21 protein-coding genes are annotated in these 26,028 nt (G+C 59.3%); 2 read left to right on the top strand and 19 right to left on the bottom strand.

The features are described 5' to 3' along the window. Positions 1-86: 86 nt before the first annotated feature. The 5 genes from FHW77_RS22560 to FHW77_RS22540 all read right to left on the bottom strand — a co-directional run bounded on the left by FHW77_RS22560 (position 87) and on the right by FHW77_RS22540 (position 4,250). A complete protein-coding gene (locus FHW77_RS22560; protein ID WP_182590720.1) occupies positions 87-1,328 on the bottom strand; it encodes an NAD(P)/FAD-dependent oxidoreductase in 1,242 nt (413 codons plus the stop codon). Next, entirely contained in the window at positions 1,328-2,050 is a 723-nt protein-coding gene (locus FHW77_RS22555) for an amino acid ABC transporter ATP-binding protein (RefSeq protein WP_182590719.1), read from the bottom strand. Before FHW77_RS22555 ends, FHW77_RS22560 begins: the two co-directional genes overlap by 1 nt. Beyond that, positions 2,043-2,696, bottom strand: a complete 654-nt coding sequence (locus FHW77_RS22550; protein WP_006700301.1) for an amino acid ABC transporter permease — start codon at positions 2,694-2,696, stop codon at positions 2,043-2,045. Before FHW77_RS22550 ends, FHW77_RS22555 begins: the two co-directional genes overlap by 8 nt. A 12-nt stretch (positions 2,697-2,708) precedes the next feature. Next, positions 2,709-3,374, bottom strand: a complete 666-nt coding sequence (locus FHW77_RS22545) for an amino acid ABC transporter permease (RefSeq protein ID WP_004444628.1) — start codon at positions 3,372-3,374, stop codon at positions 2,709-2,711. Positions 3,375-3,443: 69 nt separating this feature from the next. Next, positions 3,444-4,250 (bottom strand): ABC transporter substrate-binding protein, encoded by an 807-nt coding sequence (locus tag FHW77_RS22540; RefSeq protein ID WP_004444630.1) that lies wholly within the window; start codon positions 4,248-4,250, stop codon positions 3,444-3,446. Between the two features lie 444 nt (positions 4,251-4,694). On the opposite strand from FHW77_RS22540, the gene FHW77_RS22535 reads away from it, so the two are divergent. Then, positions 4,695-5,732: an Ldh family oxidoreductase gene (locus FHW77_RS22535; protein WP_112416785.1), complete on the top strand. Its 1,038-nt coding sequence runs from the start codon at positions 4,695-4,697 to the stop codon at positions 5,730-5,732. Positions 5,733-6,017: 285 nt separating this feature from the next. On the opposite strand, the gene FHW77_RS22530 is transcribed toward FHW77_RS22535, so the two are convergent. The 3 genes from FHW77_RS22530 to ftsZ form a co-directional block, all read right to left on the bottom strand. Then, entirely contained in the window at positions 6,018-6,983 is a 966-nt protein-coding gene (locus FHW77_RS22530) for a dihydrodipicolinate synthase family protein (RefSeq protein WP_004444637.1), read from the bottom strand. A gap of 109 nt (positions 6,984-7,092) precedes the next feature. After that, entirely contained in the window at positions 7,093-7,791 is a 699-nt protein-coding gene (locus FHW77_RS22525; protein WP_004444640.1) for a GntR family transcriptional regulator, read from the bottom strand. Between the two features lie 241 nt (positions 7,792-8,032). Continuing rightward, positions 8,033-8,995 carry a cell division protein FtsZ gene (gene ftsZ / locus FHW77_RS22520; RefSeq protein WP_004444641.1) on the bottom strand — a complete coding sequence of 321 codons (963 nt, stop codon included), beginning with the start codon at positions 8,993-8,995 and terminating at the stop codon, positions 8,033-8,035. A gap of 478 nt (positions 8,996-9,473) precedes the next feature. On the opposite strand from ftsZ, the gene FHW77_RS22515 reads away from it, so the two are divergent. Further along, entirely contained in the window at positions 9,474-9,917 is a 444-nt protein-coding gene (locus FHW77_RS22515; RefSeq protein ID WP_004444642.1) for a response regulator, read from the top strand. A gap of 493 nt (positions 9,918-10,410) precedes the next feature. Here FHW77_RS22515 and FHW77_RS22510 read toward each other — a convergent pair whose 3' ends face one another. The 11 genes from FHW77_RS22510 to FHW77_RS22460 all read right to left on the bottom strand — a co-directional run bounded on the left by FHW77_RS22510 (position 10,411) and on the right by FHW77_RS22460 (position 25,918). Next, positions 10,411-10,557, bottom strand: coding sequence for a DUF1127 domain-containing protein (locus FHW77_RS22510; RefSeq protein WP_004444643.1), 147 nt, complete (start codon positions 10,555-10,557; stop codon positions 10,411-10,413). A 217-nt stretch (positions 10,558-10,774) separates the two neighbouring features. Further along, the gene (locus tag FHW77_RS22505) at positions 10,775-11,377 is read right to left on the bottom strand and encodes a hypothetical protein (RefSeq protein ID WP_004444644.1); all 603 of its coding nucleotides are present in this window, start codon (positions 11,375-11,377) and stop codon (positions 10,775-10,777) included. A 138-nt stretch (positions 11,378-11,515) separates the two neighbouring features. After that, positions 11,516-12,634: an ABC transporter permease gene (locus FHW77_RS22500; RefSeq protein ID WP_035209548.1), complete on the bottom strand. Its 1,119-nt coding sequence runs from the start codon at positions 12,632-12,634 to the stop codon at positions 11,516-11,518. Next, positions 12,631-15,399, bottom strand: coding sequence for a ribosome-associated ATPase/putative transporter RbbA (gene rbbA, locus FHW77_RS22495; RefSeq protein WP_112416848.1), 2,769 nt, complete (start codon positions 15,397-15,399; stop codon positions 12,631-12,633). Before rbbA ends, FHW77_RS22500 begins: the two co-directional genes overlap by 4 nt. An 11-nt stretch (positions 15,400-15,410) precedes the next feature. Continuing rightward, positions 15,411-16,475, bottom strand: coding sequence for an HlyD family secretion protein (locus FHW77_RS22490; RefSeq protein WP_112416847.1), 1,065 nt, complete (start codon positions 16,473-16,475; stop codon positions 15,411-15,413). A 417-nt stretch (positions 16,476-16,892) separates the two neighbouring features. Further along, entirely contained in the window at positions 16,893-18,266 is a 1,374-nt protein-coding gene (locus FHW77_RS22485; protein ID WP_112416846.1) for an alpha-glucosidase/alpha-galactosidase, read from the bottom strand. A 23-nt stretch (positions 18,267-18,289) separates the two neighbouring features. Continuing rightward, positions 18,290-19,957 (bottom strand): ABC transporter ATP-binding protein, encoded by a 1,668-nt coding sequence (locus FHW77_RS22480; protein ID WP_100911507.1) that lies wholly within the window; start codon positions 19,955-19,957, stop codon positions 18,290-18,292. A 12-nt stretch (positions 19,958-19,969) separates the two neighbouring features. Then, positions 19,970-21,106: an ABC transporter permease gene (locus FHW77_RS22475; protein WP_022563840.1), complete on the bottom strand. Its 1,137-nt coding sequence runs from the start codon at positions 21,104-21,106 to the stop codon at positions 19,970-19,972. Position 21,107: 1 nt separating this feature from the next. Next, positions 21,108-22,115: an ABC transporter permease gene (locus tag FHW77_RS22470; RefSeq protein ID WP_004444659.1), complete on the bottom strand. Its 1,008-nt coding sequence runs from the start codon at positions 22,113-22,115 to the stop codon at positions 21,108-21,110. Positions 22,116-22,257: 142 nt separating this feature from the next. After that, positions 22,258-24,345 carry an ABC transporter substrate-binding protein gene (locus FHW77_RS22465; RefSeq protein ID WP_182590718.1) on the bottom strand — a complete coding sequence of 696 codons (2,088 nt, stop codon included), beginning with the start codon at positions 24,343-24,345 and terminating at the stop codon, positions 22,258-22,260. A 106-nt stretch (positions 24,346-24,451) separates the two neighbouring features. Beyond that, complete coding sequence (locus tag FHW77_RS22460) at positions 24,452-25,918, bottom strand: alpha-glucosidase/alpha-galactosidase (protein WP_112416843.1); 1,467 nt, start codon at positions 25,916-25,918, stop codon at positions 24,452-24,454. Between the last annotated feature and the right edge of the window lie 110 nt (positions 25,919-26,028).

The following is a 26,028-nucleotide window of genomic DNA, read 5'->3' as shown; positions in this document are numbered from 1 at the left end:
GTATAAGCGCGTCGCGCTTTGCGCCCCGGTAAATGCGTGAAAAAGTGCTAGAGAATTTTTGCGTTTCGGGGAAAAGCCGAAATCCTCTAGAAACGTTGCGGCGAAAAAGCGCTCGTGTCGATGGCGGGTTTTTGCCCCGTCAGAATGTCGGCGACGATGCGCGCCGTACCCGCAGATTGCGTCAGTCCCAGATGTCCGTGGCCAAAGGCGTAGACCACCCGCGCCGTGTGTCGCGCATGCCCAATGGCCGGCAGGCTGTCCGGCAGCGAGGGGCGAAAGCCCATCCACTGCTTGCCGCCTTCGGTTTTCAGGCCCGGCAGGAAGGCTTTCGCCTTGGCCAGCAGCGCTTCGGATCGGGCAAAATTGGCCGGAAGCTCCAGCCCGCCCAACTCGACCGCACCGCCGACGCGGATGCCGGAGGAAAGCCGGGTAACGACGAAACCATGGCCGCCGAAGGTCACCTGCGTCCGCAGATCAAATGCGCCTGAAGGCAGGGTTGTATTATAGCCCCGTTCCGTTTCCAGCGGAATTTTTTCCCCGAGCGAACGGGCAATGCGGTGCGAAAAGGCGCCTGCCGCCAGTACCACCCGGCCTGCCTTGCGCGTGCGGCCGTCATGGCTAACCACCTCGACCCCATCCTCCAACGGCCGGAGCGACGCAATATCGAGGCATTCGATACGCCCGCCCATGGTGCGAAAATGGTCGGCCAGCGCCAGCGTGTAAAGCCTGGGATCGGCAATGGAATACCAGCCAGGCGTGAACGTGCCGCAGATGAAGCGCGGTGCGATGCCGGGCTGTATCTCGGCCATCTGCTCTGCGTTCAGATGCCGGAACTCGATACCGTGGCGCTCACGCGCCTTCCAGCCCCCGAGTGACGCTTCGAATTCCGCATCGCTTTCATAGACCTGGAGGTTGCCTTCCTTGCGCAGCATGGCAATGGTGTCGGTCTTTCTGAGGAACGGCTCCAGTTCGGCCCTGGAAAGGTCCATCAGTGCCGTCTGCGCTGCAGTTGAGTGCTCCACCTTCGAGGCGGCGCAGGCCCGCCAGAACCGGAACATCCAAGGCGCGATCTTCAGCGCATAGGCCGGCGGCACGCTGAGCGGCCCAAGCGGATCGAGCAGCCACTTCGGCGCCTTCCAGAGAATGCCGGGCGACGCGAGCGGCAGGATATCGGTGAAGGCGAAGGCGCCGGCGTTGCCAGCCGAAGCGCCCGCCGCCGGTCCCTCACGGTCGATGACCGTGACCGAAAGACCGCGGCCCTGCGCCGCGATTGCCGCCGAGAGGCCGACAACGCCGGCCCCGATGACGATGACATCATTTGCAGGCATTACCGAACGCTCGCCAGGAACTTCTGCGTCTCGGGATGCTGTGGTGCGCCGAACAACTGATCTGGCGTGCCGATCTCGGCCATCACGCCCTGATGGAAGAAGGCCACGCGGTTCGAGACGTCACGGGCGAAAGCCATTTCGTGCGTGACGCAGATCATCGTCATGCCCTCATCCGCGAGCATCTTCAACGTGTCGAGCACTTCGCCGACCAGCATCGGATCAAGCGCCGAGGTAACTTCATCGAACAGCATGTATTCCGGCGACATGGCGAGCGCGCGGGCAATCGCCATGCGCTGCTGCTGGCCACCTGACATGCGGTTCGGATAGACCTTCAGCTTTTCGGCAAGGCCGACGTGGGTCAATTGCTTGACCGCAATTTCTTCGGCCTTCTCTTTCGAAATACCGAGCACCTTGCGCGGCGCCAGCATGACGTTTTCAAGCACCGTCAGATGCGGAAAGGCGTTCCACTGCTGGAAGACGATTCCGACCTTGCGGCGCAGCTTGTTGAGGTCGGTCGACTTTGCATGCACCTCGGTGCCATCGATGACGATCTTGCCGCCGTCGATCGGCTCGAGGCCGTTGATGCAGGTGAGCAGCGTCGACTTGCCGGAACCGGAGCCGCCGATGATGGTGACGACCTCGCCATTGTTGACGGTGAGGTTGATCCCTTTCAGAACCTCCAGCGGGCCGAAGGATTTGCGGACGTTTTCGATCTCAATCATTGGGGGACCACCGTCTTTCGAGATACCCGCCAAAACGGGCGATGGGGAAGCTGATAAGGAAGTAGATGGCGCCGCAGATCATCAGGATGGTCAGCGGTTCCTGCAGGCGGGTCACGAGAATCTGCGAGGCACGCAGAAGCTCAATGAGCCCGAGCCAAAGGACGAGCGCTGAATCCTTCATGACACCCAGCGTCAGGCCGATCCAGGCAGGCAGCGAAACGCGCGTGGCAAGCGGCAGAACAATGTACCGCATGTCCTGCGACCAGGTCATACCGAGCGACCGGCAGGCGCGGCGGGTGTTCGAGGGCACCGCTTCGATGCCGCCACGCACGATTTCCGTGCAATAGGCCGCGGTATAAAGCGACAGAACCACGCAGGAGGTCGTAAAGGGTGGCCAGCCGAGCTTTGCGATCGACTGGAAGGCATTGCCGAGAACCAGCTGGATAAGCAGCGGCACGGAACGGAAGACATCCAGAACGAAGGTGAGCGGCAGGGCCCAGTAAGGCCCGAGCTGGAAGCGGAGGACGCCGAAGATGATCCCCATGATGGTGCCTGCCGTGACGGCGACGGCGGTGACGGCAAGCGTCATGCCGGCACCCTTGGCCAGGAAGGCGAGATCACTCCAGGTGAGAGCGGTTTCAAACATGGCTCACCTCTCTCAGTAACGGAACAGACGCGCGGCCAGCAATCTGGCGGCGAGCGTGACGATCTTGGCGATCACGTAATAGATGACCGCGGCGAGCGCGAAAAATTCGAAGGTGCGGAACGAACGTGCGTTCAAGGCCTGCGTGACACCGGCGAGATCCGTGTTCATGCCGACCGTGACGCCGAGCGAGGTCATGAGGATTGCCCAGACCATCTGGTTCGTGGCAGGCAGGAAAGCAACCCGCAGCATCTGCGGCAGGATGATCAGCCTGAAGGTCTGCATCGAGGTCATGCCGAGCGAGCGGCCCGAACGCGTCTGCGTATCCGGAATGGCCTTCAGCGCGCCACGGAAATTTTCCGCGAGATAACCGGCATTATTGAAGGCGATGCCAACGAGAAGCGCGGTATAGGGGCTCAGATGAATGCCGAAATTGCCGAGCCCGAAATGGGCCATGTAGATCTGGAACAGCGCCGGCGTATTGCGGGCTATTTCCACCCAGACCGAGGCGAAGGCGCCGAGGATACGGTTGCCCGAAAGCCGGAACAACGTCAGCACGATGGCGCAGGACACGCCGATGACCATCGACAGGATGGCGATCTGCAGCGTCACCACCGCACCGTCCAGAAGCTGCGGCAAAGCCTTCAGCGCCTGATTCCAGTGAAATGTGTAGTTGAACATAACCGTCTCACCTTTCAGAAACGATCGACGGCGCGATCATTCGACCGCGCCGTTTCCGAAAAGTCCTGATCAGCGATAAACGCCGTTGACGGTGAGCGAAGGCACTTCGCCGCCAACCCATTTTTTGTAGAGTTCGGCGTAGCGGCCGGTGCGAACCTGCTGATTGATGAAGAGGTTCAGGTAGTTGATGAAGCCGTATTCATCCCGGTTGGTGAAGAGCGCGACGTAATCGATGTCGTAAGGCGCCTTGCCGACCACCGAGATACCGGCGAACTTGCCGCTCTTGACGTTGGACTGCGCAACGGTCGACGTGGAAACGGTGGCATCGATCTGCCCCTGGCTCAGGGCAAGGAACACATCAGCCTGGGTCTGGTAAGGACGGAATTCGCCGACGCCCCACTCCTTGACCGACTTTTCAAGCGCAATGGCTTCGAACGTGCCGGCGGTTGCGCCGACCGTCTTGCCCTTCATGTCCTCGAAGGACTTGACGCCGGACTTGTCGTTGGCGGTAACGGCCATTTCGAAGGCAAAGTAAGGCACGGTCATGCCAACCGTTTTGGCGCGCTCCAGCGTATCGGAGGTCGAAGCGACACCGACGTCGACGCGGCCGGACATCAGTGCCGGAATACGCTCGGGGAACGGCGTCTCGACGATTTCAGCCGTGACGCCGAGCGCCTTGGCGAGGTCGTTGCAATAATCGACGTCGAAACCGATAGGATTGTTGGCGTCATCGCGCGCGCCCATGGGCGGGAAGTCGAGCACAACCGCGCAACGCAGCGTGCCAGACGAGATGATGTCGTCAAGCTTGTCGGCCTTGGCCGGGGTGATAGCGGAAGTGGCGGCCAGCAGGCCGGCGAAAATGACCGATTTTTTCATTCTTGATTTGCTCCCAGAATTGGTCTGCCCTTGAAGGCGCGGTCACTATTTCCCCGTGGGGCTGAGAAATCAATAGAAAAATACAATGAGTATACAAAAAGAATTTTTTGCATCTGCGAACTGATGAGGTGTCGTGGATGATTACGCGAGCCGGCGCGGGGGAGCGAACAAGGTGGGCGAAACATTCAGCCTCCTTCATGCCGTTGCTTTTCACAGGAATCTAGCCAGCCCGAATCTTTGGGCTGAAAGAGGCTTTCCGATGCGCGCACGCGCGTCGACTGCAATCCTATGACAAGCATAGGAATGAGGGCTTGAGGTATCTTCGTGTTTGAGAGAGTGGCCTTCTGCTGTGACTGAGCTTCATCGAAAAGACACGTTGCAATACTCACACCTTTGTATACTTTATGTATTCAAAATGTGCGAGCCCGACATCGGAGGATAATGATGAGCGACACCACCACCTTGACCATTGAAGAGCTTTCGACGCGGGTCGAGGCGATTTTCAGCAAGGCGGGCCTCAATAAGGTGCAGTCGGGCGCATTGGCACGCGTCATCACCGCCGGTGAGCGCGATGCCTGCAAATCGCACGGCATTTACCGTATCGAAGGCGCCCTCCGCACCGTCAAGGCCGGCAAGGTGAATCCGGATGCGATACCTGAAGTGGCCGAAGACGACCGCACGGCCGTCGTCAAGGTCAATGCCCATGGCGGCTTTGCCAACCCCGCCTTCGAACTCGGTCTGCCGGTTCTGGTGGAGCGGGCGAGACGCTCGGGCATCGCAGCACTCGTCGTCAATGACTGCACGCATTTCTCGGCGCTCTGGCCGGAAGTCGAAGGGCTGACCGAAAACGGTCTCGCCGGGCTGGTCATGTGCCCGAGCTATTCCACCGTCGCGCCCACCGGCGGAACCAAGCCTCTGCTTGGCACCAACCCCTTCGCCTTCGGCTGGCCGCGCAAGGGCACCTCCCCTTATGTCTTCGATTTTGCGACGTCGGTTGCGGCCCGCGGTGAAATCGAACTACACCGGCGGGCCGGAACGCCCCTGCCGGAAGGCTGGGCTCTGGACGCCGACGGCAAGCCGACGACCGACCCGGAGGCGGCCCTTGCCGGTTCCATGCTGCCATTTGGCGGCCACAAGGGATCGGCCATCGGCACCATGATCGAGCTTCTCGCCGGCATCATGATCGGCGATCTCACCAGCCCCGAAGCACTCGAATTTCTCGGCACCACCACGCTTGCCCCCACCCATGGCGAATTGATCGTCGCTTTTTCACCTGAAGCCTTTGCCAAGGGCCGCCCCGGCGACCCCTTCCAGCGCGCGGAAGTGCTGTTCGACGCCATTATCGGCCAGGGTGCCCGCCTGCCCTCGGGCCGCCGCTTCACTGCCCGCGCCAAATCCGAAAGCGAAGGCATCACGCTTACCGCCGCCGAAATGGCCGGGCTCGACCGGCTGCTGGAAAAGGGGCTTGACGCGGTTCCCTGACCATTTGGATGGGGAAATGGAAAAAGGCCCGCAATTGCGGGCCTTCATAACGACAACGTCACTCAGCGTTTTTTGCGACTGCATAGCATCCCTGCCCTGTCAGCCCGGACTAGATCCGGGGTCCAGCGCGATCAAGTCCTTGACCGCGGAAGAGACCTTTCACGGCGCAGACGCGCCATGGCTGGATGCCGGATCTAGTCCGGCATGACGGAGGAGAGACATCAAACCTCATCGCATGCAAAAAAGGCCCGCAGTTGCGGGCCTTTTTTTCACGGCAGCAATATCTCAGGCGGCCTTGCAGGCCTGCACTGCGCCCGGCAGCTTGCTCCAGTCGGCGTACCAGCTGTTGAACAGCTTGAACTGTGCTTCGACATAACCGCGCTGGCTGTCCGTCAGTGCATCTGCTTCGTTGAAGTGCAGCGTGTATTCCTTGTCGCCCTTCAGCACCATCATGTGCTTGAAATAGAGAACCAGATCCGGGCCCTCGTCGAAGGACGAAAGAACGGCCAGCGCCTGTTCCAGTTCCAGCGCGCGGGCGCGGGCATCGGCGTCACCCTTGGCGGCAGCCTGCGACAGCTTGCAGAGGTGGATGACTTCCTTCGGTAGCACGTTGCCGATGCCGGTGATGGCGCCGGTTGCGCCGCAATTGACGAAGCCGTGGAAGACAGCGGTGTCGACACCGATCATCAGCGTGACTTCATCGTCACGGCTGGTGATGTTTTCAGCCGCATAACGCATATCCGCCGGGCCGCCGAATTCCTTGAAACCAACGAGGTTTTTGTGCTCGGCGCGCAGCGCGAAGAAGAGATCGGCGCGGGTCGCAAAACCATAATAGGGGCTGTTATAGATGACGGCAGGGATCTCCGGTGCAGCCGAGAGGATTGCCTTGAAGTGAGCCTTCTGGGCGGCGATGACCGAACCGCGCGACAGAACGCGGGGAATGACCATCAGGCCCTTGGCGCCAACCTTCTGGGCGTGGGCGGCATGGGCAACGGCAGACGCCGTGTTGACCGCTCCGGTGCCGACGATGACGGGAACACCGGCCTTCACCAGACGCTCCACGCCTTCCATGCGCTGCTCGTCCGTCAGGAGCGGCCAGTCGCCCATGGAGCCGCAATAGACCACGGCGGACATGCCATCGGCGATCAGTTCCTTGCCCTTGCGAACAAGCGCATCGAAATCGGGGGTGCGATCATCCTTGCAGGGGGTCATCAAGGCGGGAATCACGCCGGAAAAAATGCTGGCCGTCATTACTAGCTCCTAAGGGACATGTTTTTCGGGAATGGACGCACGTCCGCGCCACCCTTTCGAGAGGGACATTACTATCTTGTATTTTATTTGTCGACAAGAAATCGACAAGCTACAGATTTATTTCCAGCCGTTCGTTTCGCACCAGCAGTTTCTGCACCTGCCGGACGATCTGTTCGGCGTGCTCCCGCGCCAGTCTTTCGGAAAGAGCGATATCGCGTGCGGCAATCGCCTCGATCATCTCTTCATGATCATCGACAAAGCGCTTCGGCAGACGATCGTCATAGGACTGGTAATAAAGCCTGAGAATGCGCCGCCCCTCGTCCAGCAGCCGCTTGAACAGGCTGGTGAAATAGGGGTTGCGCCCGGCCTCCGCGATGGAAAGATGAAGGGCGGCGTTGGTGGAAATCATCGCCAGCGCATCTTGCTCCTCCACCGCAACGGCGAATTCCGCATTATGGGCGCGAATGCCAGCCAGGTCTTCCGGACGGTGATATTGCGCGGCAAGCTGGGTCGTTACCCGGTACATCAACACCAGCGCATCGAAATAGGTGTGCATGTTGAGGAAATCGATGTTCGACACCATGGTGGAGCGGTTCGGCAGCGTATCGATCAGCCCCTCGCCCGAAAGCCGTACCAGCGCCTCACGGATCGGCGTTCGCGACATCTTGAACCGTTCGGCAAGCTGCACTTCATCGATGGGACTGCCGGGTGGCAGGACGAGATCAAGAATCTCGTCGCGCAGCAGATCGTAGACCATCTTCACACCGGAGCCGCGCTTGCGCTCGGCAGAAGCAATTATATCCGTCATAATCAAATCCTTCTTGTCGACATAAAGAGTACTATTATATTTTTTCGTTATCAACGACGTGTCACCGGGTCGCTGGCTTGCATGACGGAATAATTGTTCAAAAACAACAAAAAGCCGTCGCGAAAATTGCCCGCGACGGCTTTTGATCGTTTGGTTTGTGGCGCAGACGTCTTTATCGTGCTTTCACGGCCGGAGCGGCGAATAGCGGCTTCCAGCGGCGATGCGACGCCTTAGTCGGAGATCAGTTCCGCAGGCCGGTGGCCACGACGGAAATCTTGAAAGCGCCGTCCAGCGTTGGGTCGAACGAAGCGCCCATCACCACATCGGTTTCCTCGCTGACAGCCTCACGTACCAGCGTCATCGCTTCATCAATCTCGTAAAGCGTCAGGTCGTTGCCGCCGGAAATGGAGACCAGCGCGCCACGGGCTTCCTTCAGCGAGGGCTCGCCGAGCAGCGGATTGGCAATGGCCGCTGCCGCTGCTTCCGAAGCACGCTTTTCGCCCTTGGCCTGTGCGGTGCCCATCAGCGCCCGGCCGCCATTCTTCATGACGTATCGCACATCGGCGAAATCGAGATTGACCAGGCCTTCACGCAAAATGAGATCGGTGATGCAGCGCACGCCGAGCGACAGCACCTTGTCGGCGGTTTTGAGCGCATTTTCGAAGGTGGTGCCGGCATCGGCAATGCGCAGCAGGTTCTGGTTGGGAATGACGATGACGGTATCGGCCGTGTTGAGCAGATTGGCGAAACCGTACTCAGCAGCCCGCATGCGGCGCACGCCCTCAAAGCTGAAAGGAAGCGTGACGACACCAACTGTGAGAATGTTCTTTGCACGGCAGGCTTCGGCAATAACGGGTGCCGCACCCGTCCCGGTGCCGCCGCCCATGCCGGCGGTGATGAAACACATATCATAGCCGCTCAGGTGATCCATGATCTCATCGAGGGAATCGATCGCAGCCTGCCGGCCAACCTCGGGATCAGCACCCGCTCCAAGCCCGCCCGTCAGTTCTGAGCTGAGCTGCACGAGCCGTGGCGCATTGGTCTTCTTCAGCGCCTGCGCATCCGTATTGGCCGCGATGAAATCAACGCCGCCGATACCCTCGGCAATCATGTTGTTGATCGCGTTTCCGCCACCCCCACCAACTCCGACGACGGCGATGTTGGGAGTGTTGCGGGCAATGGTGGCGCGCGGAGACTGTGTCATCGTCTAATTCTCTTTCCAAATTCATAAGGTCCCGCGCCGGTTTTGACCGCGGCACGCGATTGATCGGTGGCGTTCCCGCTCTTCCTTCCTGGCGCGCGAAGGAGGCCGTAACGTCTTGAATTTCCATGTAAGCCTTAAGGACCGATTGCGGCCAAAAGACTGGTGCTCCAGCGGCGAAAGATGCGCTACGGCGACGTTCCTCCACCCTTCCCCCGGATGAAAACCAAACCGAATCAACTGCTTCGCTATCAAGAGGTGATAGCCCAAAAGGCACGTTGTTTACACTCCATTCACTATGTTTATCTCACTTTGGAACGAGTTGGCCCGCCGGGTGTTTGCTTGCCGACCGTGCTGAGGCGGCGGGTGATGAGATCAAACAGTCCCGACGCTCCAGATATTGTCGAAGCACCAGACGACCCCAAACCGCGGCGTATTTTTTAGTTCGGTGCTTGGTAGCGTACTCAATGGAGGCAGGCATATGTTGGCAGACGTTTTGCAGAGTGAACCCGGCTTCCGCATGGAGCAGCCGCGGGTACTGATCGTGGAAGACGAGTTCCTCATCGCCATGGACATAGAGGATTCCATTCTTCAGGCGGATGAAGAGGCAAACGTCATCGGCATCGCCAACAAGCTGGATGATGCCGTGGCACTTGGCCGCCGCGCCGATATTGCCTTTGTCGACGTCAATCTTGCCGATGGACAAACCGGGCCGGAAATCGGGCGAAGGCTTTCCGAAGAGCACGGTGTGGTGGTCATCTTCATGACCGCAAACCCCGAGGTCGTGGTTAATCTCGGCATCGGCGCCGGCGTCATCGCCAAGCCCGTTCCGCAGGATGCAGTCGAACAATGCCTCACTTATGCACTCGCCAGACGCGCAGGCACCCGTGCAGTGACGCCCATCGGCATGATGGCATTCGACTGAGATATATCAACACGGAAAACGGTCAAAAACAAAAAAGCCTGCCGCGGGAGGAGGTGCGGCAGGCTTTCTGAAAAGATGAACAGCGATATGGGAGGAGGAAAACCGCTGTCCCCGGGGCAATCCTTTGGGAGGAGGAGTAGGATCACCCGCTTTACGAAAAGGATGTGGGAGGAGGTACATCCGTTTCGATGAGAGGAACATACCATTTCCCTGCGCATTTGACAGGCACAAGGTTGCAGCACAGATATGCGCTGAGCGCATGGCGCCGTCACGAAGGACGATACCGGGCGCCTACCGCTTCTCGCGGACCCGGCCTTTCCGATTTCCCAACCTGCTCGGAACCTCGACAGCAATCGAGAAGAATGCGGCGCATCCGGTGGGAGCGCCGCCTCGCTGTCAGACACCCCCAATGAAATGCCTTCATTTTCAAACCAAACAAAAACGCCCGCAAAGCGGGCGTTGAAGCATTCAGAATGTGGCGGTATCGCCCTATTTACTTGCCAACAGCGGCGCGAGCGACACTGGTGATCTGGCTGCGATCGATACCGAGATCGTGCAGTTCACGGGTGCTCATGCGGCCGAGTTCGGTGATGGTCTGACGATATTTGCGCCAATTGTTGAAGCTGCGTGCTACGTTCATGACATTACCCTTTCTGAGGTTTAGGTGACGTCAGTAACGTTTTCGTTCCGGCGTCCTTCGATGACCTCTATATGCGCTTTCCAATGGGGAATTAACAGGCAGAATAAGGCAATCCACCCATGCGTCAGACGCAAGGGTTGCTGGCGCCGGTTTGCGTTGAAACAGAAACGTGGCTGAAATTCAGACAGTTCACAGGACCTTATAGCGTCGCGGCGGCTCAGAACTTGTAACGGACTCCGAACACGTTGGCGTTTGTGGCGCCCTTCATGTTGCCAAGTGTTTTGCCGCCACCGGAACGGTGGTGGAGGCGCCAGAAGAATTCCGTCGAGGAACCCTCGCTGAAAGACACGTTGATTTCCGGCCCCAGATAAAAAAGGACATTGGCGTTGCCGTCGTCCTTGATTTCCTGTTCGCGCTCGCGGCCTGGCTGCGCATCCGTAACAAGGCTGAGCCCTGCTGTAAAACTTGGGGTGATGAACAGTTGCTCTCCAAGCCTGATGTGTTCATAACGCGCGACCGGGCCCGCCCACACCTCGCCGGTGAAGCCCTTGCCGAACCTGACGGCCATGCCGACCTCACCGCCCAGTTTTATATTGCCGATACGGTAAGGATAGAACTGATAGCCGCCGCCGATGACAGCGTTGCTCTCATAGTCCACGGGAATAAGCGCCGCGCTTTTCAGCATGTCTTCTTTTGTCATGGCGCCAGCGAAGCCGAATATCGCCTCACTCGTCTCAGAGGTCATATCCTCAGACGCGAAAGATGACGTGGCAGCCAGTGCGACCATGGCTGCCGTCGACAGACGTGCTGCAATATTCATCGTGCTACTCCTGAACAAAGCCCGCTTTACCCAGCCGTCCTCATAGGCATAATCGCGCAAGGCGAACATACCGTTACCGAACACAATTAATTCAACTTGCGTGGAATCGTCTGAAACATGCGCATGATCCCGATGCTGTCAGCGCAGGAAACGCCTGAACCGGCGAAGCGCAAAAACGAAAAGAGCCGAGCCGATGGCCAGCAGCGCCAGCAGTTGCGGCCAGACCACATCCAGCCCCGCCCCTCTGAAAAGCACCGATTGCGCCAGGATGATGAAATGGGTGTTTGGCGCAAGAAGCATGATGTACTGGATGATATCAGGCATGCTTTCGCGAGGCGTCATGGCGCCGGAAAGGACCTGCAACGGCAACAAAAACAGGATCAGCAACATGCCGAATTGCGGCATGGACCCGGCGACTGTCGCGAGAAAAATTCCCATGGAAGTCATGGCGAAGAGTTGCAATGCCGTTCCGAGCAGGAAAAGAGAAAGCGAGCCTTCGATGGGAATGGCAAGCAGGCCCCTCACCACCACGAACAGGGAAAATGCAGAGGCCACCAGCACGACCAGCCCCATGGACCACACCTTGCTGAGCATGATTTCCAGCGGCGTCACTGGCATGACCAGTAGATGCTCGACCGTTCCGTGTTCTCGCTCGCGAATGAGCGCCGCGCCCGTCAACACGATGGATAGCATGGTGATGGCGGTGATGATGTTGTTGATCGAGCCGAACCAGGACTTGTCCAGTTCGGGATTGAAGCGGGAACGTAGCGTGAGGTCCACCGGCACCGAGGTCGCGCCGCGATAGCGGTCGACATACTCCTGTATTTCGCTCGTCACGATGCTCTGCACGTAACCACCACCGCTGAAAGCCTGGCTCATGCGGGTGGCGTCGATATTGAGCTGGATGGCCGGCTGCTGCCCGGCCATCAGCCGGCGCTGGAAATCCGGTGGAATGTTGAGCGCGAAGGTATCGAGGCCCGCATCCATGCGCTTGTCCATTTCAGCGATGGAAATCTGCTTCGGCGGGGAGAAATAGGGCGGATAAAACGCCGTGCTGATGCGGCTGGAAAGCGGCGACTGATCCTCATCGACAATGGCGATGGCCGCGTTGTTCAGCGTCTCCGGCAGCGCGCTGGAACCGGTATAGATCTGCAGCGTGAAGGCATAGACGATAAGCAGCATCAGCATTCCGTCTCGCGCGAGACCGCGCAGTTCCTTTATGCCGAGCTGGAAGATGTTGGACGAAAAAAGCCTCATGACGCCTGCTTTCTCAAAAGTGCAGCGCCGGCAATGAGGAGCAGTGGAATGGCGATGAGAAGCGGTAGAAACGAGCCGGAAAGTCCGGCGAAATCCAGGCCCTTGGAGAAAGTTCCGCGTGAAATGGTCATGAAATAGGTGGCAGGATAGACGTTGCCGATAAAGGCGCCCGCCCCTTGCAGCGACGAGACGGGATCGATCATGCCCGAATATTGCGTCGCCGGAATGAGCGTCAGAAGAGCAGTGCCGAAGATTGCCGCAATCTGGCTCTTCATGAAGGAAGACATGAGGAGGCCGATGGATGTGGCGATGATGACATAGAGCAGCGCGCCCGTCGCATAAGCGAGATAACTTCCGGTGAACGGCACCTGAAAGATGAAGACCGCAAATGCCGTCAGAAGCACGAAATTGAGCATGCCAAGGGCGACATAGGGAAGCTGCTTGCCGATCAGGAATTCCAGCCGCGTGGTCGGCGTCACGTATAGATTGACGATCGAACCGAGCTCTTTTTCCCTGACGACGCTGAGGGCCGCCAGCATTGCGGGGATGAGCATGAGAAGCAGCGGAATGACCGCCGGCACCATGGCGACAAGGCTCTTGACGTCGGGATTGTAACGATAGCGCGTTTCGATGCTGAAGCTGCTTTGCGTGGCCGCGCTGCCGTAAATCTCGACGGCCTTCCGCGCCAGCCATGTCTGATGCATGCCCTGCACGTAACCGCGAACGGTCTCCGCCCGCTGCGGCATGGCGCCGTCTATCCAGGCCCCTACCTCCACAGTCTTGCCGCGCAAGACATCGCGGCCAAAGCCAGGAGGAATTTCTATGGCAAGGCTCAGTTCGCCATCACGCATCCGCCGGTCCATATCGGCATAGTCCCGGATAGGTTCCTTCTCAATGAAATAACGGGAGCCGGCAATGTCGAGCACGTAATCGCGGCTGATAGTGGAATCGTCGCGATCCAGCACCGCGAAAGTCAGGTCCTCGACATCGAGATTGATGCCGTATCCGATGACGAACATCAGGATGACGCTGCCGAGCACGGCCAGCGTGCCGCGAATGGGATCGCGCTGCAGTTCCAGTGCCTCGCGGCGCGTATAGCTGAACATGCGCCTGAAATCGAAAAATCTCTTGCGGGTGGGCGCCGCATGTTGCGTCACCTGCACGTCCGCTGCTGCCACAGATGCTGTCGCAGGCGCGTCCCTCGTAACCCCGGAAGCATCTTCCAGATAGGCGACGAAAGCCTCTTCAAGTGTTGCGGCATTACGGCTCCTGGTGATCGCCTCGGGCGTATCGCTGATCAACACCTTGCCGGCATGCATCAGCGAAATCCGGTCGCAGCGCTCCGCCTCATTCATGAAATGGGTGGAGATGAAGATGGTGACATTATCGTTGCGCGAGAGATCGGCGAGGATTTGCCAGAAGCCGTCACGCGCCACCGGGTCGACACCAGAGGTCGGCTCATCGAGGATGAGAATATCGGGCGAATGGATCATCGCCACCGCCAGCGACAGCCTCTGCCGGATGCCAAGCGGCAGGTCGTCCGGCAGCGTGTCCATGACCGCGCCAAGATCGAAACGCTCCGCCATTTCGGCGATACGCGGTTGAATTGCCTCTTCCGGCAGCTTGAACAGGCGGGCGTGCAGATCAAGGTTCTGCCGCACCGTCAGTTCGGAATAGAGCGAGAAGGCCTGGCTCATGTAACCGACGCGGTGGCGGATCGCCATGTCGCTCGCATCCACCTTGTGTCCGAAGAGCTTCGCCTCTCCTTCGCTGGCGGCCAGAAGGCCCGTCAGCATCTTCATGGTGGTGGATTTTCCGCAGCCATTGGAGCCGAGAAAGCCAAAAATCTCGCCGCGCGGAATCTTGAAGCTGACATTGTCGACGGCGGTGAAATCGCCGAAACGCATGCTAAGGTGGGATGCCTCGATGGCATAATCACCCTCACCGGTCGGCTTTCGTGGCGCGATATGGACTTCGTGGTAATCCTTGCGCTTTTCTTCGGGAAGAAGCGCGATGAAGGCGGCGTCGAGATTGGGTGCCGCGGTGCGGTCGAGAAGTTCGGCGGGCGAGCCGGTGGCAAGAATCTTGCCGCCATCCATGGCAACCAGCCAGTCGAAACCGGCGGCCTCCTCCATATAAGCAGTTGCGACGATGACGCTCATGCCCGGACGCCCGGCACGGATAGAGTCGATCAGTTCCCAGAACTGCCGCCGCGATAAAGGATCAACGCCTGTCGTCGGCTCGTCCAGGATCAGCAGGTCCGGGTCGTGGATGAGCGCGCAGCAGAGCCCCAGCTTCTGTTTCATGCCCCCGGAGAGCTTCATCGCGGGACGATCGGCAAAAGGTTCGAGGCCGGTGCTCTTGAGCAATTCGGCGATACGCGCCTCCCGTTCCCTTCCGTCCTGTCCGAACAGCCGGCCAAAAAAGTCGATGTTTTCAAAGACCGACAGGGTGGGATAGAGGTTCTTGCCAAGGCCCTGCGGCATATAGGCGATACGCGGGCAGGTATCCTCGCGGTGGCGCGGATCGGACATGTCGCCGCCTAGAACCTCCACCTTGCCCTTCTGGATGGCGCGCGCGCCCGAGACCAGCGACAACAGGCTCGATTTGCCGACGCCGTCAGGCCCGATGAGCCCTATCATCAGCCCGGCGGGTATCTCGACCGATATGTCGTCCAGCGCAACCGTGCTTCCGAAGGTCAACCGCACATCGGTCAATCGCGCAACGGGTGAGTTCCTGTCATTCGTTTCGGGAGGCGCGACCATAGCGGCCACCCTCACTTGACGAGATTGCGTTCGAGATTCTCCGGCCAGGCGGCCTCCGGATCAAGCCGGACATAGGCCATGCCGGGCAGCCCGGTTTTCACATATTGAATATATTTCTGCAGAAGTGCCTGGGGGATTTGCGCCCTTACCCGGAATGTCAGCTTCTGGCGTTCCTCTTCGGTCTCCACCGTTTTCGGCGTGAACTGCGCGACATCCGCGACGAAGGACACTTTTGCCGGAATGGTGTATTGGGGGGCGGCATCCAGTATCAGTCGAACATCAGACCCCATGGACGTGCGGCCAGCCTCGGCCGTCGGCAGGAAAAACGTCATATAGACGTCGCCGAGATCGACGAGGTTCAGAACCCGTCCACCGGCGGAAAGCACTTCTCCGGGCTGGGCAATGCGATATTGCACGCGACCGTCGCGAGGCGATTTCAGCGTCGCATCGGCTATGTCAGTCTCGATGCTCTCGATGTCAGCCTGTGCGGCGTCTACCGCCGCTTCGGCGTCGACGATCTGCGCCTTGGCGGCGTTGATCGCGGCGTCGGAAGCCGCAAGCGAGGCCTGCGCAGAGGCGAGCGTTGCGCGGGCGGACTGCTCGGCGGCCTCGCTGTCATCGACGATCTGCTGCGAGACCGCATTGCCCGTCAGCAATTGTTTCGAGCGTGCATTGGTCTTGGAGGCGGAATCGAGCTGGGCCTTGCGCTGTTCCACCACCGCAAGCGCCGACGTCTTTTCCGCTTCACGCTGGGCGACAAGACTGTGGGCCGTGTCGATTGCTATTTTCGCACGGCGAAGCTGTGCTTCCGCCTGGCGTTTCCTCGCCTCCAGTTGGGCCGTATCCATCTGCGCCAGAACCTGTCCGGCCTTCACGAAATCACCCTCACGGACCATAATATCCTGAAGGCGGCCGGCGCTCTTGGTGGAGATATCGATCTCGACGGCCTCGATGCGACCGTTACTGGCCGCGAAACCCGAAGGCAGGCCCTCGGCCGTCAGCTTCGACCAGGCGAAATAGGCGGCCACGGCCAGAACCACAACCGCCAGACCAATGAGCAAGCCCTTTTTAGACATCCGTCTTCCCCATGAACCCTTCAGGTTTCAACCGTAGTACGATAAAACCGAAGAAGCCAGCCACCATCACGTTCATAATTCGTACCCGGTATTTCCCGCACTGAAAGCTGAAATAACCGGTTTCGGGGACTGTCTACGCCAGAGAGCGGCCTGCAACCTTGACACAAGTCAAGCGGCGAAAGGATTTAATGGAGAGCGTCATCAAGGCGCCCCCGGTTCGCCGGCAGTTAACCGGCTCACCTTTGAGAACACCGACGGTACCAAGCGATCATACCGATACCGCGCCATCCCCTCGACAATCGGACGTCATCCTCGAGCTTGTCCCGAGGATGACAGAGTAGGGTCTTCGATAGCGCTTGCGGAAGGATGATGTGGGCTCGCTGCACACCTCCGATCCGTTATTGAGGGCGATGATGTTTACACAGCCCGCGCCCGTTTCACCTCCGCCTGCGTCCATTCCGGCAGCCAGTCACTATGGGCCAGCAGCAGATCGTCCACCAGCGACCAAATCTGATCGAGATCGAGTTCCGCCGCAGTATGCGGGTCCATCATCGCGGCGTGAAAGATGTGGTCGCGGTTTTCGCTCATCAACGCCCGCACGGTCAGCTCCTGAACATTGATATTGGTGCGCATCAGCGCGGTGAGCTGCGGTGGCAACTCGCCGATGAAGGTGGGCTGCACGCCGTTATGATCGACCAGGCAGGGCACTTCCGCCGCGCAATCCGATGGCAGCGAGGTGATGCATCCATTATTGCGCTGGTTGCCGTAAATGACGGAGGGCTCGCCGGTCCAGACCGAATTGATGATCGAGGAGGCATATTCCTTCGACTGCTTGACCTCGATTTTTTCGGCCGAGCGATAGGCGGCCGCCTGGCCCTTCCAGCGCTCGATCTGTTCGATGCAGCGCTTGGGATATTCATCGAGCGGAATGCCGAATTTCTCGATCAGGTCTTCGCGCCCCTCCTTGATGAAATAGGGCGTGTATTCCGCGAAATGCTCGGAGCTTTCGGTGACGAAATAACCGAGCCTCGTCAGCATCTCGTACCGCACCTTGTTGGGGCAGCGTGGGTTCCAGCCGGGTTTTGGCGCGCGGCCTTCGCGATAGGCGCGCACGAGATCGGGGTAGAGGCTCCTGTAGCTGCCATCGGGCTGGCGATGCTCGAATTCCAGGAAAAACGCCATATGGTTGATACCGGCCGAACGGTAGCGGATGTCCTCATAGGGAATATCGAGATCATGGGCGAGTTCCATCGCCGTGCCCTGCACGGAATGGCAAAGACCCACCTGCCGGATCGTCGGGTATTTTTCGGCAATCGCCCAGGTGTTTATCGCCATGGGATTCACATATTGCAGCATGATGGCATTCGGGCAGACGGCCAGCATGTCCTCGCAAATCTTCCAGAGGTGAGGCACGGTGCGCAAGCCGCGCATGATGCCGCCGACGCCAAGTGTGTCAGCAATGGTCTGGCGCAGCCCATACTTACGCGGCACTTCGAAATCAGTGACCGTGCACGGCTCGTATCCGCCAATCTGGAACGCCACGACAACAAAATCCGCGCCGGAAAGCGCCTTTTTCTGGTCGGTATAGGTCTCGGCCTTCGCCTTTGCTCCGAGCGTCGAAATCAGCTTGTTGACGACGATGGCGCTTTCTTCCAGCCTTTCACGGTTGATATCCATCAGCGCGATTGTGGCGCCGGAAAGGGCCGGACGCTGCAGCACGTCACCGATGATGTTCTTCATGAACACCGTGGAACCTGCGCCGATGAATGCAATCTTGGGATCTCTTGCCATGTCTACCTCCGGCAATTGGGAATTCAAGCGATTTCGAAGGCGGCTCGCACAAGCCGCTGTGTATATTCAGTTTTTGGCTGACTGAGCACGTCCTCGACAGGCCCCTCTTCGACAATCCGGCCGCGCTGCATGACGATGACGCGGTGGCAGAGGGCGCGGACCACTTTCAGGTCGTGGGAGATGAACAGGTAGCTCAAGCCACGCTCATCCTGCAGCTTGCGCAGGAGATCGATGATCTGCGCCTGCACGGAAAGATCGAGTGCGGAGGTCGGCTCATCGAGCAGGATGAATTCCGGCTCCAGCGCCACTGCACGGGCAATCGCGATGCGCTGTCTTTGGCCGCCGGAGAACTCATGCGGGAAACGCGAGAGGATGTTGCCGGGCATACCCGCCGCCTCCAGCGCGTCGCGCACCCGGTCCAGCCTCTCGGCCTTTGTCTTGCCAAGACCGTTGATGATGAGGCCTTCCTCGATGATCTGGCCAATGGTCATGCGCGGGTTTAGCGAGGCAAACGGATCCTGGAAGACGATCTGCATACGCGACCGCAGAGGCCGCATTTCAGCCCGGGAACGGCCATCGACCCTCTGACCGTCAAAAACAACCTCGCCGCCCACGGGGTCGTTCAACCGGAGCAGGGACTGGCCGAAGGTCGTCTTGCCGGAGCCGGATTCACCCACGAGCCCCAGTGTCTCGTGCCGCCTGAGCGTCAAGCCGAGACTGTCGACCGCTATCAGCTCCTTGAGTTCTGGTTTGAACAGGCCGCCATATCGCATCATGAAGGAAACGCGCACGCCGCTTGCCGTCAGGAGGACGCCGGAGTTCTCCGGCAGCGGCTTTGCCGTGCCGCGAGGTTCGGAAGCAAGCAGCCTTTTCGTGTAGGGATGCTGAGGCGCTGCAAACAGCTTCTCCGTGGTATTGTGCTCACGCATCTCGCCGTGCTGCATGACATAGACGTAATCGGAGAACTGCTTCACGATCGTCAGGTCATGGGTGATGAGGACCACGGCCATGCCGCGCTTCTTCTGGAGGTCGCGGATGAGGTTGAGGATCTGCGCCTGCACCGTCACATCGAGCGCAGTGGTGGGTTCATCGGCAATCAGCACGTCGGGATCGTTGGAGAGCGCCATGGCGATCATCACACGCTGGCGCTGGCCGCCGGACAGCTGGTGCGGATATTGTTTGAGCCGCGCTTCCGGCTCCGGTATCTGCACCTGCCGCAGCAGATCGAGCGCCCTCGCCTCCGCTTGCTTCTTGCTCAATTTCGAGTGGACGCGGATCGCTTCGACGATCTGGCTGCCGATGGTATAGATCGGGTTCAGCGAACTCATCGGTTCCTGAAAGATCATCGAGATGCGATTGCCGCGCAGCGCCCGGCGCTGGCGCGACGAGAATTTCAGGATGTCGTCGCCATTAAAGCGGACGACTGCCGATTTCGAGACTGTGGCACGCTTCGTCAGCAGGCCCATGACGGTGCGGGCTGTCACTGATTTTCCCGAACCGGATTCGCCGACGATGGCGATGGTCTCACCCCGGTAAAGCTGGAAGGAAATGTCCTTCACGGCCTCCACCATTCCGTGCTCCACCTTGAAGGTCACGGCAATATTGCGGGCATCGATGATGGCGTTATCCTGACGATCATCCGCGTCGAAGCGGATGGCGGGGGCGAAGGTGTTGTTCAGGGCAGCTACCATGTCACGCTCCTCTCAATAGGGATCGACGGCATCGCGCAGGCCGTCGCCCAGCGCGTTGAAGGCAAAGACGGTGACCAGCACGAAACCAACCGGTGCAAGAATCCAGGGATAGGAACCTATGACCGAATAAGTAGCGGTATCCTGCAGCATCAGCCCCCAGGAGATCAGCGGCGGCTTCACCGCAAAGCCGAGGAAACCGAGGAAGGATTCGAGCAGCACGACGCTTGGAATATGCAAGGTCACCGCGACGATCACATGGCTCATCACATTCGGCAGGATGTGCTGGAAGATGATGCGCCTGTCGGTGGCGCCAACAGCGATCGCCGCCCGGACATAATCGATCCGCGCCAGTGCCAGCGTCTTGCCGCGCACCTCCCTCGACATCTGCGCCCAGCCCAGCGCCGACATGACGCCGACCACAAAGACGAGGAACACGGTGGTTGGTGCGGTGACCGGAATAAGAGAAGTCAGCGCGAGATAGAGAGGCAATTGCGGGAAAGCGAGCACCACCTCCACGAAACGCTGCACCCAGGCATCCAGCGGCCCGCCGAAATAGCCTGAGATCAGCCCGACGCTGGTGCCGATGACGGTAACGATGGCGACAACACTGAGTGCAATGGCAAGCGAGATGCGCGAGCCATAAATGGCGCGCGACAGCACGTCGCGCCCGAACTTGTCCGTTCCGAGAAAATGCACCGGCTGGCCATCGGTAGAGCCGAAGAAATGCCGGCTCATCGGAATGAGACCCAGAAGTTTGTATTCCGCACCCTTCACGAAGAAGCCGAGATAGACGGGATTGTCGTAATCCGGGCCGACGATCGGCTGGAAGGTGACCGGATCGAGCTCTTCCGTCTCCGCAATGGCATAGACGCGTGGCGCGAGGCTGAAATTGCCGTCCTTGTCGGTGAACCGGACCACCTGCGGCGGCGAAAAGCTGCCATGGGTTTCGAGCGGGTTCATCGGCGCGAAGAAGTCCGCAAAAATGGAGATGAGGATCAGCAGCACCACTAGTACCAGCCCGACCATACCCGTGAAGGATCGTCTGAGACGCCGCCAGACAAGCGCCAGATAGGTCTCGTTGCCATTGGCGGAGCGGTCGGGTTTTGCCGCGGCGGCCGTTTCGGTTTTCATCTCGTCAAACGCCATCATCTCAGGCCCTCCCGAATTCGCGGACGCGCGGGTCGAGCATGGCGAGCAGCATATCGGCGATGATGTTGCCGACGATCAGCGTGGCGGCCAGCACCATCATGAAGGTCGCGGTGACATAGACGTCCCCCACCGCCATGGAGCCGACGATGGCCGGGCCGACGGTCGGCAACGCGAAGATGATCGCGGTCTCGATCTCGCCGCTCAGCATGTAGGGCAGCACCACGCCCTGATACATGACGAGCGGGTGCACGGCATTCGGCACCGCATGGCGCATGATGACGGCGCCTTCCGAAAGGCCCTTGGCACGCGCCGTCTCGACATATTGCGCATTCAGCGTATCGAGCAGATTGCCGCGCATCACCCGCATATTGTAGGCCAGCCCCCCGAAGACGGCGATAGCGACGACCGGCCAGACGTGGCTGACCAGATCGACGAATTTCGCCCATGACCACGGCGCACCGCCATATTGCGGTGAAAAGAAACTGCCGATCTCCGACACATCGAAATGAAATACCATGAGGTAGACGAGGATCAGCGCCATCAGGAAGCGCGGGATCGTCATGCCGAGGAAGGCAATGGTGGAGAGCAGGTTGTCGACCCAGGAATATTGCCGTGTGGCCGCCCATATGCCGAAGGCGATGCCAAGTACCGATGCGAAGATGTGGCAGACCAGCGCCAGAGCGATAGTGCGCGGCAGGCGTTCGCCAACCACATCGGCGACCGGCTTGTTGTAATAAAAGCTGTAGCCGAAATCGCCGCGGGTGAGGATGCCGCCGATCCAGTTGAAATATTGAATAACGAGCGGCTTATCGAGTCCGTGTTCGATACGGTATGCCTGCGCCTGCGCTTCCGCCTGCTCGAAGGACGCTCCGCCCTGGTTCATCAGCTGCGAGCGGATGTAGTCGGCATAGTCGCCGGGCGGCGCCTGGATGATGGCGAAAGTCACCACGCTCAGGATCAACAGCACCGGAATGGCGGATGCCACGCGTATCGTCAGAAATCTCAGCATCGAACGGTCTTCCTCGGTTTGGATTGGCCGTGTGTTGCCGGCCGCGCTTCACGCGCGACCGGTACCGGGTGTGCTCCGGGAGGAGTTCTTCAGGTTTTCGTACTTCCGGACATAATGGCGTTACGCACCTTTACCGGAAGCTTCAGTTGATCGGCCCGCCCTCGCCCGGCTTGCCGGGAAGCTGCTCAGGGAAAAGTTCATATTTGCCCTGCTTGTCGGCCGCGACCCACAGGCGTTCGCGGATGATAGCGTCTTCGGCCCAGTTGAACATGAAGATCGGCGTACCCTGCGGCACATTGGAGAACCGCTTGTTGACGATGAGCGCACCGGGATATTCGGTGAGGCCAATCGTGTAGAGGTTCTGCGTATAGACCTTCTGGTATTGCTTCATCAGCTCGGCCCGCTCGGCATTGTCCTGCGAAGATATGAACTTGCGCACAATGTCGGCCATGTCCTTCTCGAACGGCATCAGGTCCAGTTCCTTGCCTTCGGGTGCACGATGGTTCCAGCTGGTGCGCGGCCCGACAGGGGCCAGTTGCTCGGTATTCTGCACCACGGATGAAAGCTCGGTGGAATTGCGCCGCACCAGCCAGTCAAACTGCCCGCCATAGTGGGCGGCGTCACGCTGGTTTGAATCGAGGCTATTGATGACGACGCGAAGCCCAAGTTTCGCCATCTGGCCGACGAGACCTTCCGCAAGGCTCTTGTCTGTCGCGTAACCGTTGTTGACGAGAAGGGTAATCTCGACATTACGGCCGCCAAGCGTTTCCTTGGGGAAATTCAGGAAACCGTCGCCGTCAGTGTCTTTCAGGCCAATCGAAGCCAGTGCAGCCTTGGCAGCCTCGAGGTTGAAGGGGTAATAGACCGTTGAAGCACGATCATAGAAGCTTGTCCCCGACGAAATACCACCCGGATAGATCGCCGTGAAAGGCCCCTTCACCAGCGAGTCACCGATCGCCTTGCGATCAAGAGCGGAGGTGACGGCCTGGCGGAACGCCTCGTTACGGTTCAGCTCACGGATGGCCTGCCCGCGCTCATCCGGATTGCCCCATCCATTGGCGGAAAAGTTCATCTGCAGATTATAGCCGATAAGGCGCGGCCCAAAGGCAAGGCGGGCTGGCGCATTGGGGTCAGCGGCGCGTTTCAGCGAGGCGACGAAATTCTCCGGCTGCTCGAGATTGGAGAAATCGCCCGATCCCGCTACGGCCTGCACATCGCGGTCCGCCCAGGTGGAGAGCTTGTAATGGACTTCATTGAGATAGGGCAACTGCTGGCCTTTCTCGTCCACTTTCCAGTAATAGGGGTTGCGCCGCAGCACGATGAGATCATCCGGCCGATAAGAAACCGGCACCCATGCGCCCATGACCGGCATGTTCATATACTCAGGCGGGAACGCGTTTTTGAATTGATTATAGGTGTTCTTGGAATATTTCGGATGCTGGGGTTTCAGAATATGCGACGGCCCGGGGCAGAAGCTCGGATAGGCCATGGTGTAGAGATATTGCTTCGGGAACGCCGCCTTGAACGTCCATTCGACGGTATAGTCATCGACCTTCTTGAGCGTCGTTCCCTCGCCGAAAGCCTCAGGCGATGCCCCGCCGCCAAGCGGTGAGACATTGGGATCGATGACGGCGTCTTCCCAGTAGAACATCACGTCATCGGCGTTGAAGGGCTCGCCATCCGACCATTTGGCACCCTTGACGAGATGCATCGTCAGCTTGTGGCCATCTTCCGACCACTCCCAGCTTTTGGCCAGATTGGGCAGCGGCTCGGTATCCTTGGCATCTACCTGGAACAGCGGCGCGGTGCGCGTCAGGCACTCGGAAAGGGCGATGTCGATGCCGCCCCAGCCCTGGCTCTGACCGGCAATATAGTTCCAGCCCTCCGGCCTGCCGCCGACCACATGGCGCATCGTATCGCCGTAGACGCCCATGCCGTCGGGCATATTGCCTGTTTTGTAAACCAGCGGCTCCTCGGGCAGGCGCTCTTTCAGCGGCGGCAGCTTGCCGGACTTTTCGAATTTCTCGGTAATCCAGTCGGGTTCGCTGTAGCTTGGCAGCGCCTTGAATTCGAGGATCGAGTCGCGCGCCACATAGTTGATCTTGCCTTCGGCCGGAAATTGCGGCGGCTCGGGCGGCGTCGTGGTTTCGAAGGCATTCGCATTGAGTGCGATCATCGAAACACCGAACCCCAGTGCCGAGATGATACCAATCCTGCGTTGAAGTAACATCGTCATTCCTCCCAAATGGCAGCTCTTCGACCGCCGACCCTCTCTCATCGTTGAGACCGGACGGCGAACTCCCTTCCGCCGCCGGCCTTTTCCCATGTCTTTTCCTTCAAACGGCCTTTTTCAGTGCCGATTTCTCGGCCCGCAATTCCTCGATGGAACGCACGTTGCGGCGCGCGGCACCCGCCCAGTCACGGGTCTTGACGCTGGACTTCGCAAGTCGCTCCTTCGCCGCCGGAACGGCATCGGCATATTGCGGCAGCCAGCGCGCCTGAGCGACAACCATCTCGTCCACCATCTGCCAGACCTCCTCCGGCGTGGCGACGGCGCCGACCAGCGGATCATGCAGCACGGCGAGTTTCAAAAGATCGATATCGCCAGTGACTGCCGCATGGACCGACATGCGCTGCACGTTGATGGACGCCATGCAGGTGGCCGCACAGGCTTCCGGCAACGTGATGCCGGAAACCATGTTGATGCCGAAACGGTCGACAAAACCGGGCGATTCGATGATGGCGTCCGCCGGCAGATTGCTGATGACGCCATTGTTCTTGACGTTGAAGTGGCCGCGATAGACACGCCCGGTCTCCAGCGCCTCAAGAATATGGCTTGCATGTTCGTTGGAGCGCTTTGCCGGATCGATCGGCTTGTCGGCCGAGGCGAGAAACTGCGGGAATTCCGTTTCGAACCAGTTGCGCGTTTCGGTGGAGTGGCGGAGATAACCGCCGGTTTCCCCGTGAATCCAGTCGGACATGTCGATCCAGCGGGCGATTTCCTCTGGCCGCTTACGATACCACGGCAGATATTCAGAGAGATGGCCGTTGCTTTCGGTCGAATAGACGCCGAAGCGCTTCAGCACGTCGATGCGAAGCTTCTCCTGCTGCGAGAAGACCGGATGCGCCTCAAACGCGGCAACCAGCTCCTCCTTACCGATCTTGCGGCCATTGAGCCGCAGATCGATGAACCATGTCTGGTGGTTGATGCCGGAGCAGATGTAATCGAGTTCTGCCGGGGATTTCGCACCGAAGATTTCGGCAATCTGTTCCGCCCCGTGCTGAACGCCGTGGCAGAGACCGACCGTATCCACCTTGCCATATTCGATGGCTGCCCAAGTGTTCATGGCCATCGGGTTGGCATAGTTCAGGAACTTTGCGCCGGGTGCCACGACCTCGCGGATATCCTTGCAGAAATCGAGAATGACGGGAATGTTGCGCTGACCGTAGAGAATGCCGCCGGCGCAGATTGTATCGCCTACGCACTGGTCGATGCCGTATTTCAGCGGAATGCGGATATCGTCCGCATAGGCTTCGAGCCCGCCGACCCGCACGCAGCTGATGATGTATTTCGCGCCCTCCAGCGCCCGGCGGCGGTCCGTATGGGCGGTCACCTTCACGGGGAAACCATTTGCCTCAACGATCTTGTCAAGGATTGCCCTGATCATATCGAGATTGTGCTGGCTGATATCCGTGAGCGCGACTTCAATATCGCGAAACTCCGGCACACACAGGAGATCGGTGAACAGTTTTTTCGTGAAACCGACGCTGCCAGCGCCAATAATAGCGATTTTGAAACTCATAACGCCACCTCTGTTGCAAATCGAACGGGTGAAACGGGCCGACGGATCGTAAAATGGCATTGCAGAAAAATACCCGTGAGAATCCCGGAAAACCGGCCTTCCTCTCCAAT

It is taken from the genome of Agrobacterium sp. RC10-4-1, assembly GCF_014138475.1.
Lineage (GTDB): Bacteria > Pseudomonadota > Alphaproteobacteria > Rhizobiales > Rhizobiaceae > Agrobacterium > Agrobacterium pusense.
This window is presented reverse-complemented; position numbering and strand designations above follow the sequence as displayed.